Origin of the sequence: Neobacillus sp. B4I6 (assembly GCF_050434045.1) — a bacterium.
GTDB lineage: Bacteria > Bacillota > Bacilli > Bacillales > Cytobacillaceae > Neobacillus.
Genome location: NZ_JBNPWB010000002.1, coordinates 5,135,268 through 5,148,044 on the forward strand (window position 1 = coordinate 5,135,268; position 12,777 = coordinate 5,148,044).

At 39.6% G+C, this 12,777-nt stretch carries 10 protein-coding genes; all 10 read right to left on the minus strand.

Features of this window, described 5'->3' with window-relative positions; genetic code table 11:
- Positions 1-26: 26 nt before the first annotated feature.
- Positions 27-2,501, minus strand: a complete 2,475-nt coding sequence (spoIIE, locus tag QF028_RS27615; protein ID WP_429470584.1) for a stage II sporulation protein E — start codon at positions 2,499-2,501, stop codon at positions 27-29.
- Positions 2,502-2,945: 444 nt separating this feature from the next.
- Entirely contained in the window at positions 2,946-3,383 is a 438-nt protein-coding gene (locus QF028_RS27620; RefSeq protein ID WP_215000039.1) for a S1 domain-containing RNA-binding protein, read from the minus strand.
- Between the two features lie 95 nt (positions 3,384-3,478).
- The gene (locus tag QF028_RS27625) at positions 3,479-3,862 is read right to left on the minus strand and encodes an FtsB family cell division protein (RefSeq protein WP_429470586.1); all 384 of its coding nucleotides are present in this window, start codon (positions 3,860-3,862) and stop codon (positions 3,479-3,481) included.
- A 13-nt stretch (positions 3,863-3,875) separates the two neighbouring features.
- Positions 3,876-4,508, minus strand: coding sequence for a spore cortex biosynthesis protein YabQ (yabQ, locus tag QF028_RS27630; RefSeq protein ID WP_429470588.1), 633 nt, complete (start codon positions 4,506-4,508; stop codon positions 3,876-3,878).
- Positions 4,505-4,807: a sporulation protein YabP gene (gene yabP, locus QF028_RS27635; RefSeq protein WP_168241468.1), complete on the minus strand. Its 303-nt coding sequence runs from the start codon at positions 4,805-4,807 to the stop codon at positions 4,505-4,507. The genes yabQ and yabP overlap by 4 nt, the downstream gene beginning before the upstream one ends.
- A gap of 76 nt (positions 4,808-4,883) precedes the next feature.
- Positions 4,884-5,159 carry an RNA-binding S4 domain-containing protein gene (locus QF028_RS27640; protein WP_088084933.1) on the minus strand — a complete coding sequence of 92 codons (276 nt, stop codon included), beginning with the start codon at positions 5,157-5,159 and terminating at the stop codon, positions 4,884-4,886.
- Positions 5,160-5,177: 18 nt separating this feature from the next.
- On the minus strand, positions 5,178-6,644 hold the full coding sequence (gene mazG, locus QF028_RS27645; RefSeq protein WP_429470591.1) for a nucleoside triphosphate pyrophosphohydrolase: 1,467 nt from the start codon (positions 6,642-6,644) through the stop codon (positions 5,178-5,180).
- Positions 6,645-6,646: 2 nt separating this feature from the next.
- Positions 6,647-8,257, minus strand: a complete 1,611-nt coding sequence (locus QF028_RS27650; RefSeq protein WP_429470593.1) for a putative polysaccharide biosynthesis protein — start codon at positions 8,255-8,257, stop codon at positions 6,647-6,649.
- A 162-nt stretch (positions 8,258-8,419) separates the two neighbouring features.
- Positions 8,420-8,956, minus strand: coding sequence for a stage V sporulation protein T (gene spoVT / locus QF028_RS27655; RefSeq protein ID WP_214717308.1), 537 nt, complete (start codon positions 8,954-8,956; stop codon positions 8,420-8,422).
- A gap of 239 nt (positions 8,957-9,195) precedes the next feature.
- Positions 9,196-12,741: a transcription-repair coupling factor gene (gene mfd, locus QF028_RS27660; RefSeq protein WP_429470595.1), complete on the minus strand. Its 3,546-nt coding sequence runs from the start codon at positions 12,739-12,741 to the stop codon at positions 9,196-9,198.
- Positions 12,742-12,777: the final 36 nt, after the last annotated feature.

Genomic DNA, 12,777 nt, shown 5'->3' on the forward strand with positions numbered 1-12,777 from the left:
AATGAGAGACGGTGTAAAATACTCTATTAGGCCTGCCGTTTCAATTTGGGAACAGGAATGGAGGCCCATTTCGGTGTATTATGTTTTATTTTCGCTACGGTCACAGTCATATCATCATGGATGATTTCAGATCTCGATCGAATGACTTCCTCGAGAATTAAATCAGCTATCTCCTGCGGATTATCTGTCTCTAATCCTTGTAATTTTCTTTTCATCCATAAATCATAATTTTCTACATGCAAGGGACCTTCAAACACCCCATCGCTCATCATAATTAGTAAATCTCCAGCTTTTAGTTGTTCACTGACCACATCCACTTCAAATTCTTGAATCATCCCTATTGGCAGATTGCTTGCCTGAATTTTAATAATCTTACTCCCTCTTTTAATAAAGCTTGGTGTAGATCCAATCTTAAGGAACTTGGCTGAAGCATTTTGCAGATCAATCATCGCTAAATCTAATGTAGAAAAAATTTCATCCTGCGTCCGGAGCGATAGGATCGAGTTAACAGATTTAATCGCTACTTTCTCCTCGATTCCTGATTGGAGGATTTTTTGTAATAGGAGCAGTGTTTCTTTACTCTCGTAATGGGCTCTCTCGCCATTTCCCATTCCATCACTAATGGCTATCGCATATTTTCCTAATCCGAGTTCAATGGTCGAATAGCTGTCTCCCGATACAAGGCCCCCATCCTTGGCAGCATGGGCGACTCCTGTTTCTACCGTAAACGCCTTTGATGATCTAAATGTCACACGGCAAAGGTCATTCGGTACGGTTGCACATTCTTCCTTATTAACGACAATGGTTTCCCCGAGAATATCTGATAACATCGGTGCTATTAATTTGTCACATTCACCATGGCCATCGCAAAATGGCAAAGACATCTCAATATCGACATTTCCTTGCTCGAGGCTATAGATTTCCACTTGTTCTATATGGATTCCGAACGATTGCATGGCCTCCATAATTTGTTCTTCCTGCTTGTGGTGGTTTTCTCTTTCCCGTTGGATCTCTTTCGCGAAATTATCCATCACTTCAGACACACCTAACAATTGATCCGCAACAAGTCTGCGGCTTTCCTGAACCTGCTTTTTCAACTTTTGATTGGCTTGAAAAAACGTTAATTCTTGCCCAATCGATTCATACACTCTTTTTGATCGTGTACAAATCTTTTCCCATTCTCGCGATAGTTTAGTAGAAATATTCCCGTCGTTTTGATCCATTTCATGAATAATTTCTTCCATATAGGCATAGGTTGTATTAAAATTGTTCGCCCAGCATTGATCCTTCTTAAAGCATGTTTGGCAAGTTTTTTCGGTTACGTTACTCATAAAGTAATCCATTTCACGTTCATTTTGCTCTTCTTTTGGTTGGATCTCCATTTGTGAAAAGCTTTTGGACAAGGCATGGAAGACATTAGAGAATTGTGAAACCCGCTGTGCCGTAACATCGCGCATCTTACGCATATATTTTTGCTGCTCTGCTGTGTACTCCGGTGTACCAGGGATATACTTTGCTAATCGAGAAGTTAATACCTGAGGTGTTAAGAGGAATAAGAAGATGGCCGCTGCTGACTCCAATACAGTAAGCAGGATGGACCCTCCGCCTTCCCCATACATGCCAATTAGGAGCGTAGCGATAAATAATCCAATTGAAACACCTATTTTTTTACCTTCCTTCATCAAGCCTCCCAAGACACCTGAAAAAGCAAGTAAACTCATATGGTAAAAACTAGATACGCTAGCAAGACTAAAAATTAACCCAGTGACGACCCCCACTGTCGAACCGACTGTTGCACCAGCTATAAAAGAAAACACTAATACTAGGTATCTCGACATAATATGCTCAACCGATAGGTCATAAACCTTCCAGCCAATTGTCCCCGTCATAATCGAAGCGAGCATAATGATTAGACAAACGATTTCTTCCGTTTTTAACAATTGTCTCCTTTTATTAAAGGTTAGCAATGGGATACTTTGTAAAAAAATTAACGTCAAAATAAAAGCAAGACTTGTTTGAACTCCGACCATCATTAAATCATATAGTGTCAATTGCTGTGAAAGTATAAACGCTTCAGCCAGTTTCCCCAGCCCAAGCACAATACCGACAATAAAAGGTGTCGATTTCATTTCATTCCTTAACCATTTCTTACATATTCGGAAAACTACCATGTAGCTGAGCGTAACTACGAAGGTAAAAGCCGCATTTGTTAGCGAAATGGTCACTGCACCGATAATCAATCCGATCAAGGCAAGCGGTGCCCGATCTCGTTTAATTAAATAAACAGAGGCAAAAAAGGGAAGGCAAAACGGAGTCAACTTTGCCAAAATCAAGGCCCGTCCCAGCAAAAAACCCACCATTAATAACAGGTACCCCTTTTTTATGAAAAAGGACTCTAGCATTAGTTGAACTTTTTTCATTCCACTCTGCAAAGCCCATTTCGATGAATGAAGATTAACTTCTCTGACTGGTTCTATGAAACTAGCATTTGTCTTTTCCATAAATCACACTCCCTATTCTTTCATCGTTCAGATAATTATAAAATTAATAGTCAGAAAAGTTTGTCAAATTAGTGAACAAGCAAAAAGAATCGTTCGACTGTTTTCACTATTATCATTCAAATAATAGTAATTAGTGTCGTTGGGTGTCTTTTTTATTTTGGCTGTATTTAAGGTCATTGTTGATTTTTTTAGCCAAGTTGATTGGAGCGGAAGGCGCGAAGACTCCTGCGGGAGGACGGGGCAGGGGAGACCCACAGGCGCTTAGCGCCGAGGAGGCTACCCGGACCGCCCGCGGAAAGCGAAGCGCCTGGAGCGGAAATCAACAGCCAAGTTAACACAGCCATTATTTTTGAAAAACAAAAAAAGACAGGCCATTTAGTCCTGTCTTAGATTTATAGATATTGAGTAAGGCCACTCTTATTCTAATAAAAGTTAACAGCAAGTTTACCCCCGCTTAGCTCCTCTTCCTCCACGCTTGGACTCCGTGTGCCGTTTTAAGGAAGATAAACGATCCTCACTATCTTTTAAAAATTTTGCCATTTTGGTTTCAAAATTTTCCGGCTTAGCAGTATTGCGATCGTTGTTTCTACCCTGACGAGGACGTTGTGATTGTGAGTTTGAATGGGACCTTTGCTGCGTCTCTGGTCGATCCTTCGCTTTCTTAATCGACAGTCCAATTTTCCCATCCTTCTCAACATTGAGGACTTTTACCTCAACTTGGTCGCCAACCTTTAAATGATCATTAATATCTTTCACATAGTTGTCCGCAACCTCGCTGATGTGTACGAGTCCTGTTGAGCCACCCGGCAGCTCCACAAACGCTCCAAAATTAGTAATTCCTGTTACCTTCCCCTGTAACTTGCTGCCTACTTCAATTGACATAAAAAGAATGTTCCTCCTTAAAAGTATAAAAAATCAATCTTACTCTATATTATACAAAAAGAAAAAAATCAGTGTCAATATGGCTACAAATTGGTTCATTTCCCCTTTTTTTCATCAGGGATCGTAAAAATAATTTCATTTTTCTCAGAGAAGAAATATTCTTTTCTAGCTAACTTTGCAATATAATCATCATCATTTAATTTAATAATATTTTCATTGAGAATATCCTGTTGATTCTTTAAGTCTGTTAATTGGTGATTAAGTTCCTTCTTTTGAGCAATCTTTGCCTTGAGTTTAGCAGTTTGGGAAATGGTGCTGGAAATCATTACATAAGAGAGAATACTGGCCAAAACCAAAAACATCGACAGCCGCCTTGCTAATAATTTCTTTTTCCTAGCTGAGGCAATTTCTGCATACTCCTGCTGTTTAACATACGTTGTCTGGATCTTTGACACACTTTTCTTTTGTTCTGCTCCCATTTCCCTCACCGCCTTACTCTTTTGGTTTTTTCCATCTATTTATCATCTTACTTATATAATTCCTGATTTTGTGAAAATTTCCTGCCGTTTTATTATATAACTTCTCGACGGATTTTTTAAGACCTTTCGGCAAAAGTTTCCAAAAAATTAACATAATTTTTTGGAACGGTACAAAAATAATCTTTAGGATAAATAGTAAAACCTTACCCATAAATCTAACAAGAGTTAAAAGCCCCCTGCCAATTGAAATGATAATGATAATAATTAGCTGAATAAGACCCAAGATTGGTTTATAAATCAGGAGATGGAAAGCCTTTTTTATAAAGCGGATGACAGCTATCGTTGTTTTAATCGATACCTCAAGCAAGTGAAGGTAAATTCCTTTAAATAAACTCTGGTAGGCGGCAAATCCACAAACAAGCGCGAGGAAGATATAAAATCTTAATTCCCCATTATTCACTAAAAATAACGTGTAAAATATGATCACCGCTTGGATCATCCAAAATAATAAATCATTAAAGAATACAATCCACTGCTTCCTTTTCGGCCGATTTAAAAACCGCTGATAGGTATCGAACATGGCGCCGAATAACGAGCCCATTCCAATCATTGAAAGCAACGTAATAAATTGAGTCGAGAGGGTCATCGGAATAACTTACTAAAGAACCCTTTAGCTTTCTCCCCGTGCTGTTCGTCAAGGTAAACTAAATCAAAAATTTTCCCCTTAATCGAAACAATCCCCTTTTCTACATCGAGATTTTTCATTTGCAAATTTTGTCCTTTGATTGCTAAAAATCCCATCGATGTTTCTAATAAAAACTCTTCATTATCAAAACTCTCCACTTGCTTGACACCGGTAATCTCAAGAAGTTTTCTGCCTCTCATGATGACGTCATGGTCTGGAACACTGCTCTTTGTTGGATTATTATCATAATACTGGCTCATTAACATCCCTCACAATCATTTGTACAACCTTTTTGATACAATTTATGTGAAGGATTTGAAAATTAGAACTCGGTTACTACATTGGGAATTCTGTGGAGCCAATTCTTTCTTCATTGATAATCGTATACATCTCTGCTGCTTCCTCTTTGCGGGTGGTATCCTGGATCCGGTCAATCCTTGCGGTAACTTTTCTTTGCCCCAGTCGGATTGTTAATTCATCCCCGACTTTAACTGTTGAAGAAGCCTTGGCCTCTTTCCCATTAATTTCGATTCTCCCTTGATCAGACACCTCTTTTGCTAAAGTCCTTCTTTTGATTAATCGCGATACTTTCAAAAATTTATCTAGACGCATGCGTAAACTCCCCTTTTTCTAAAGTCCTAATAATTTTGCTTCGTCCCAGTATAGGTCGAGTTGTTCCAGTGTATGTTCTTCAAAAGTCCTGCCACTGTCCTTTACTTTTTCCTCGACAAATTGAAAACGGCGTGTAAACTTTTCATTCGTTTCGAACAATGCTTCTTCTGGATGGATCTTTAAGAACCTGGCAACATTGACAAACGCAAATAGTAAATCGCCAAATTCCCCCTTAGCCCGTGCCATGCCCTCGTCTGTTCCGTCTAATTCATTCACAAATTCTTCGAGTTCTTCTTTCACTTTCTCTAACGCAGGTGTGATTTCCTGCCAATCAAAGCCAGCCTTTGCCGCTTTCTTTTGCAATTCATACGCTCTTAACAAATTCGGCAGGGCCATTGACACTCCTTCAAGTAACGAAGCAGGTACTTCACCCTTTTCTAACTTCTTAATTTCTTGCCAGTTTCTTACTACTTCCTCGGCATTATCCGCCTGACCATTTCCAAACACATGGGGATGGCGGCGAATCATTTTCGCTGATAAACCTTCAATAATGTCATCAATCGAAAAATAACCATCATCTTCACCGATTTGGGCATGGAGCATGACCTGAAGCAGTACATCGCCCAGTTCTTCGATTAAATGGTCAATATCTTCATGGTTAATTGCGTCAATTACTTCGTAGGTTTCTTCTATTAAATATTTTTTTAAGGATTCATGGGTTTGCTCTCTATCCCACGGGCAGCCAGTTGGACTCCTAAGTTCAGCAATAATTTCCCTTAATTTTGAAAAATTCTTCAATAGGATTTGTTCCTCTTTCACTGGCGGAATATAAACGGACGTCAGATTGTTAATCGATACATTTCGGTCCAATTCAAACAATGGAACTTTTTCGATTATTTCTTGACTGCTCCCTGCCGCTGTAACGATATAAACCTGATAATCATCTGGTAATTTTTCCATTAAGGTTAATTTAACGTTAGAGGAAACAAATTGGTCATATACTTGGCTCACAATCATATGTTGGTCAATTTGCAGTTGTGCTGCGTTGAGTAATGTCCCATCAAGTAACTGAAACCCTTCAATCGGGTCAATCTTTAACGAGGTAAATAAGGCATCAATAAAACTTTGTCCGCCGCCAATGCTTATTTCAATATCCCTTGTTGGACCATACGCCAAAAGAAGCTGCACAGCCCGCTCTGCTACTAGTGGATGTCCTGGGACGGCATAAACAATCGTCTCGCTTTCTGCCTTTTGCAACAGCGTCTCGACAATTTCTTCATATACTTCCTCGAATTGATCGTGTTTTTCATAGATTGAATCAAATGAAGTATACCTTAATCCTTCTTTCTCCAAATCAGAGACCACCGGATGTTCCTTCGTCCGCAAAAATAACGAGTTTGATTTAAGTAACTTCTTATATACACCAACAGGAAGTTGTTCCAAATCTCCTGCACCTAAACCTAGAATTTCAATCCTTCTTACCATTGTTAATTCCTATCCTTTCGGGCCAATAATTTTATTAATGTACTTCCAAATGGAAATAGCGCCAATTCTTCCTCACGAAAGACTTTGCCTCTTATAATAATCAATAAAAAGAGGAAACCACCAACGATTACCGCGCTTAACGATTGAAAGACAGCTTCGATTCGACCATAATCATCCGAGCCGAACATATATAAATAAACCTTTAAAAAGAGGACCATCGATGCGGTGGCCATTATGATCGTTCTCCAAAAGTGAAGGGAGAATAGCGAGATCCGAACAACTTTTTTAAATTGAATGAATAGCAGTGCTGTGACCATTCCCAGCGAAATAAGTGATGAAATGGCAGCACCCATTGTTCCATATAAGGGTACCAAATAAACATTTAGGATATATTTTAACGGAAATATACATGCAACTGCGATGGCAGGAAATAGCAGCACACCCATGCCCTGCATAATGGCGATAATCGTTGCGGTTAGCGACGTAAACAAGATCACAAAACTCAATACCCCTAACACCGCTGAACCAGCTTCATTTTCAAACAGCATCGTGTTAGTCGGTTTAATGATCGCCCATAGACCTGAAGAGGCACCTAAACCGAAAATGATACTCACTTTAAGAGCTACTTGAATTTTGTGTTGTAAAAATTCAGGTTTGTCAGCCAACCGCTCTCTAGTGATTAAGGGAACAAGGGTTAAAGACATGGAGGTGGCAGCAATGGTTCCTAACTGGATTAATGGCTGTCCACGGTCAAATATCCCCTTAAGACTTTTAGCCACGTCTCTATCAATCCCGCTTCCAACCAGCAGGGAGTAGAGATTCAAAGCATCGGCTAATTGGATAAATATCATGAGCATTCCGCTAATACAAATCGTGAGACCCTGATAGACAAGGGCCTTAAAGATCTTTTTTGCATCGTTTGCATATCTTTGAAACATTCCTTGCCTTGGTGCTACTACCTTCCATTCTTTACGTATCCATAGAAACATAAACAAGATAATTCCTGAGATCATACTGCCGGTAATCGAACCAAACATGGCCCCACCGCCGACAAGATAGAGGGAATAACCCTTTTCTATAAAAAGAGAGGCCAAAAAGAGAATCGTCAATACTCGTGTGGTTTGTTCCCCCACCTGTGATAGTGCCGTTGGGACCATGTCCCCAATCCCTTGGTAATAGCCTCTCAGAATCGACATCATTGGGAACAACAGAAACACAATCGAGACGACCCTTAATAGAATCGAGAGATGGGGGTCATTCATCCAAACAGCGATTGCTTTTGCACCAAAGTAAAGAATAAGGAAACAGATAAAACCAAATAATTGCAAATAAATAAAGGATACAAAAAGAAGCAGGCGGGATTTTTCGTCATCACCTTTTTGTTTCTGCTCCGCATAGAGCTTTGAAATGACGACTGGGAAGCCTGTCGTCGAAAGGACAATGGCTATCCCATAAAACGGATATACTTGCTGATATATGTAAAAGCCAATATCTCCGACAATGTTTTGAAAAGGAATTCGATAAAAGGCACTTAAAATTTTTGTAATAAGGGCCGCAAGCATTAGAATAAAGGCTCCTCTAAACAGAGCCTTTGATTGATTTACAGACTTCATTCATTCACCTACTAAGAAAAGCGCAAGCGCCCGTTTAGCGCTGGAGCTAGACAGAAAATACAAACTCGAAGGTAATTATATCATGGGGAGTTCCCTTTTAAACTAAATAAAAAAGACAGCAATGGCTGTCTTTTTAAAATTTGTTAAATAGGATTAGTTCTTTTATGACTCCATTTGTCGAGCTAAGAAACCAGCTGCTGTTTCAACAGCCTTCTGCTCCACTTCGCCAAGAGTTCCTTCTTTAGAAAAAATGATAACTGCCCCGATTGGATCACCATTTGCAATAATAGGGCCGATCGTATATGAAGTTATTGCTTCTTCATTTCCATCCACTAAGGCGATATCACCCTTTTGAGTGAACAGCAATGAATTTCGTTCTTCCATTGTTTTTTCAACTACATCACTAATATTTTTATTTAAGTACTCTTTCTTAGAACCGCCTGCCATTGCAATAACGGTATCTCTATCACAAATTAACACAGGGTTCCCGAGGCTATCAAAAAGTGCTTCCGCATATTCTTTGGCAAAATCACCTAATTCACTTATAGGTGAATACTTTTTTAAGATGACTTCTCCGTCTCGATCAACGAAAATCTCTAACGGATCCCCTTCGCGGATACGCAAAGTTCTGCGTATTTCTTTAGGAATGACAACACGACCCAAATCATCGATTCGACGAACTATTCCAGTTGCTTTCATCCAATGTTGCCTCACTTTCATCTGATGATTATTCAACTTGGCGATGACGGTTTTTCCTTTTATTGTAATCATCACCAACTTTGAACTTAGTATCTTTCATCTGGAAAGTTCTATACATAAACGTTATAATTTTTCAAATATATAACAATTATCCGAAATTGGATAAAGCAGGATTCCAGTGAATTGCTCGGGCAAACCAACAAGCGGGCCACTTTCTACCAATGTTTAGAGGAATCCAGTTAATTTACTGGATTTTCATGACCCTTTTTTGCTTGGGACAGTCCCTTAACCATTTCAAAGGCAATATTCAGCCATTGTGAGGTTTTATAATCCTTGACCTTGATCACAATTTTCAGCCTAGGACCTTCCATTCCAGGGGTAACATTTCGGCCAAATTGGCTTCCAATATGAAAAATCTTACTTCCATCAATCGTGTTGGTAACCTGTTCATTCACTAAAATGGTTATTTCCTGTTTTAGCTGCTTAATTTGTTCCACCCCATTTAAAAGGGCATAAACCTTCATTTCAGCGATTTGGAATAGGCAGGAAACCTCATCCGGATATTCACCAAACCGGTCCAACATTTCCGCTTCAAGCTCTTCAATATCTGCAAGAGTCTCGGCCCCTCTAAAACGTTTGTACATCTCTATTTTTTGATGCCCATCCTTAATATATGTATCCGGAATGTAGGCATCAATTTCAAGGTCAATTTCTACTGATTTTTTTACAGCTGCTCCAGGCACGCCGATGTTAACCTTTCGCTCTTCAATCGCTTCTTTCAACATTTGCGAATAAAGATCAAAACCGACGGAGTCTATAAATCCATGCTGCTGGGCCCCTAGTAAATTTCCTGCCCCTCTTATCGATAAATCGCGCATCGCAATTTTAAATCCTGAACCTAATTCAGTAAATTCCTTGATCGCTTGAAGGCGTTTTTCAGCGACTTCTGTTAATACTTTATCTTTTCGATAGGTGAAATAGGCGTAGGCAACACGATTGGACCTTCCCACACGGCCACGGAGCTGATACAGCTGAGAGAGCCCCATGCGATCCGCATCAAAGACTATTAATGTATTAACATTCGGAATATCCACACCTGTTTCAATAATGGTCGTACTAACAAGAACATCAAATTCGCCAGCTAAAAAGCCAATCATCACCGCTTCTAATTCATTTTCTGTCATCTGACCATGGGCAAAGGCCACGCGCGCATCGGGGACAAGCATCGATATTTCCTCAGCTTTGCGTTCAATGTCTTCCACTCGGTTATATAAAAAGTAGACTTGTCCGTCGCGGGCTAGTTCCCTTTCAATCGCTTCCCGCACCAGAGATCCATTATATTCCATCACATAGGTTTGGACAGGAAAACGATTTTCAGGCGGTGTTTCGATAACCGATAAATCTCGGACTCCGAGCATCGACATGTGAAGAGTTCTAGGGATTGGCGTTGCTGTCAAAGTTAACACATCGACATTCGTTTTTAATTTCTTAATTTTTTCCTTATGGGTAACTCCAAACCGCTGCTCTTCATCAATAATCAGCAACCCTAAATCACGATAAACAATATCTTTTGAAAGCAGGCGGTGTGTTCCTACGACAATATCAATCGTACCTGCTTTTAAACCTTTAATGGTATCCGTCTGCTGTTTTTTCGAGCGGAAACGGCTTAATAGGCCAATATTAATCGGATAATCTTGAAATCTCTCCCTTAATGTTTCATGATGCTGCTGAGCCAAAATGGTTGTGGGCACAAGAAAGGCGACTTGCTTCCCATCTGCGATTGCCTTGAAGGCCGCGCGAATAGCTACCTCTGTTTTTCCATAACCTACATCGCCGCAAAGAAGGCGGTCCATCGGACGTGGTCTTTCCATGTCCTTCTTAATCTCATGAATCGAGCGTAACTGATCATCTGTTTCTTGGTAAGCAAACGATGTTTCAAAATCTCTTTGCATATCGCCATCAGGCGAATAGGCATAACCCACAGCAGCTTCCCGCTCCGCATATAATTTGATTAAATCGTCGGCAATATCTTGAACAGAGGATTGAACCTTCTTCTTAACCTTTTTCCAGTCCGTTCCGCCCAGTTTATAAATTTTTGGCTCTTTTCCTTCTGAACCGACATACTTCATGACCAGGTCAATTTGTTCAACTGGAACATAAAGTTTATCTGTCCCCTGATAACGGAGATGGAGATAATCCTTATGAATTCCATTAATGACCAGCGTTTCAATTCCTAAATACTTACCGATTCCATGGTTCACGTGAACAACATAATCACCGATTTTAAGCTCTGAGTAACTCTTAATTCTTTCAGCATTTGATAGTTTTTGACGGTTAGTAGATTTTTTGACCCGTTTATTAAATAATTCTTCTTCGGTAATCACAGCTATTTTCTGGATCGACAGTTCAAAGCCCGTTTGCAGGTTTCCTTTCATAATCTGAACCCGGCCAGGTAACAGCTGCTGTTCACCCTTCGTCAAACTTGCAGTAATTTCATAGTCCTCTAGTACACGCTCTAATTTTTTTACCCGCTCTTCATCCGGTCCTAGAAATAAAATAGAATAATTGCTTTTCTTCCACCTGTCGATCTCTGCCTTTAATAAATGCATTTGCCCATGAAAGTTTTGCATTTGCTTACAGGAGACATTAATAATATTTTGCGGACTTGTATTGGCGACATGACGCAGAAACAAGGACATATAAACAATCGGTAATTCTCTTTTTTGCAGCAGAACTGAAAGGTCATGGGAAATATGTAAATCATGGATAATCTGGCCTGTGCCAAGTAAGCTTGTATACCATTCTGCCTCTTCTTTTACTAAGGAATCATTCATCTCTTGAACTCGGCTTATTTCGTCAATAAACACAAGGCCATTGCTTGGCAGATAGTCTAGTAAACTAGCAGCCCTATCGTAGGCTAGTGAAAGGTATTTAAAGACTTGGTCAGGCTTTTGACCGTTTTTTAACTGCTCCAATTCAAAACTTATATTTTGCGATAGCTGCATTTTTGCTTTATCATCTTTTAGTTTTCGAAGACTTTTACCTAATCCGGTTTCAAGATGATCAATAATGCGGCTATAATTGTCTGCCTCTAACACTACTTCTGTTGCTGGTCCAATATGAACCTCTGAAACCTTCTCTTTTGAACGTTGATCATCAAGCGAGAAATAACGAATCGAGTCAATTTCAGTATCGAATAATTCAATTCGCAGCGGATTTGCTTCGGTAAGCGGATAAATATCAATGATCCCGCCTCTTACACTAAATTCCCCTGGAGTTGTGACCATTTCCGCTCGGATATAACCCATTTTTACAAAAGTATTTAAGGTTTTCTCGATTGTTATATCTTCCCCTAATTTTAACGAGAGCTGGTATTCTTTCCATAAAGACTTAGGAGGTACGATCTTCTTTAACCCTGCAATTGGGACAATTAATATTCCTTTATTATGCTTGCTCCAGTAGTTTAAAGCTTCAATTCTTTGGGCTTTTAATTCCGGGCTGGCAATGCTCATCTCAGCAGCAATTAACTCATTGGCTGGAAAAAGAAAAACATCTTTCTCACTTAATAGATTGACAATATCATCATAGAGTTTTTGTGCTTGTAATAGATTGTGGGTGACGAGCATGATCGGCCTTTGCGTTTGTTCGTAGATAGAAGCGGTTAAAACTGTTCTTGACGAACCCGATAACCCTGCAATCAACTGTTCCTTTAATCCCTCTTCCACTCCCGCGATCACGGAATGGACATCTTCCTGCTTTAGAAATAACGATTTTAAAGCTTTCAAGGTTTCTCCTCCCTCCTCAACAAAATTCATATTAAA

What these genes read in the sequence shown, in the direction of transcription:
- QF028_RS27640 (WP_088084933.1), bottom strand. Translation starts at nt 5,159, where the DNA reads ATGCGTCTAGATAAATTTTTGAAAGTATCGCGATTAATCAAAAGAAGG.
- yabP (WP_168241468.1), bottom strand. Translation starts at nt 4,807, where the DNA reads ATGAGCCAGTATTATGATAATAATCCAACAAAGAGCAGTGTTCCAGAC.
- QF028_RS27625 (WP_429470586.1), bottom strand. Translation starts at nt 3,862, where the DNA reads ATGGGAGCAGAACAAAAGAAAAGTGTGTCAAAGATCCAGACAACGTAT.
- QF028_RS27620 (WP_215000039.1), bottom strand. Translation starts at nt 3,383, where the DNA reads ATGTCAATTGAAGTAGGCAGCAAGTTACAGGGGAAGGTAACAGGAATT.
- spoVT (WP_214717308.1), bottom strand. Translation starts at nt 8,956, where the DNA reads ATGAAAGCAACTGGAATAGTTCGTCGAATCGATGATTTGGGTCGTGTT.
- QF028_RS27650 (WP_429470593.1), bottom strand. Translation starts at nt 8,257, where the DNA reads ATGAAGTCTGTAAATCAATCAAAGGCTCTGTTTAGAGGAGCCTTTATT.
- mazG (WP_429470591.1), bottom strand. Translation starts at nt 6,644, where the DNA reads ATGGTAAGAAGGATTGAAATTCTAGGTTTAGGTGCAGGAGATTTGGAA.
- spoIIE (WP_429470584.1), bottom strand. Translation starts at nt 2,501, where the DNA reads ATGGAAAAGACAAATGCTAGTTTCATAGAACCAGTCAGAGAAGTTAAT.
- yabQ (WP_429470588.1), bottom strand. Translation starts at nt 4,508, where the DNA reads ATGACCCTCTCGACTCAATTTATTACGTTGCTTTCAATGATTGGAATG.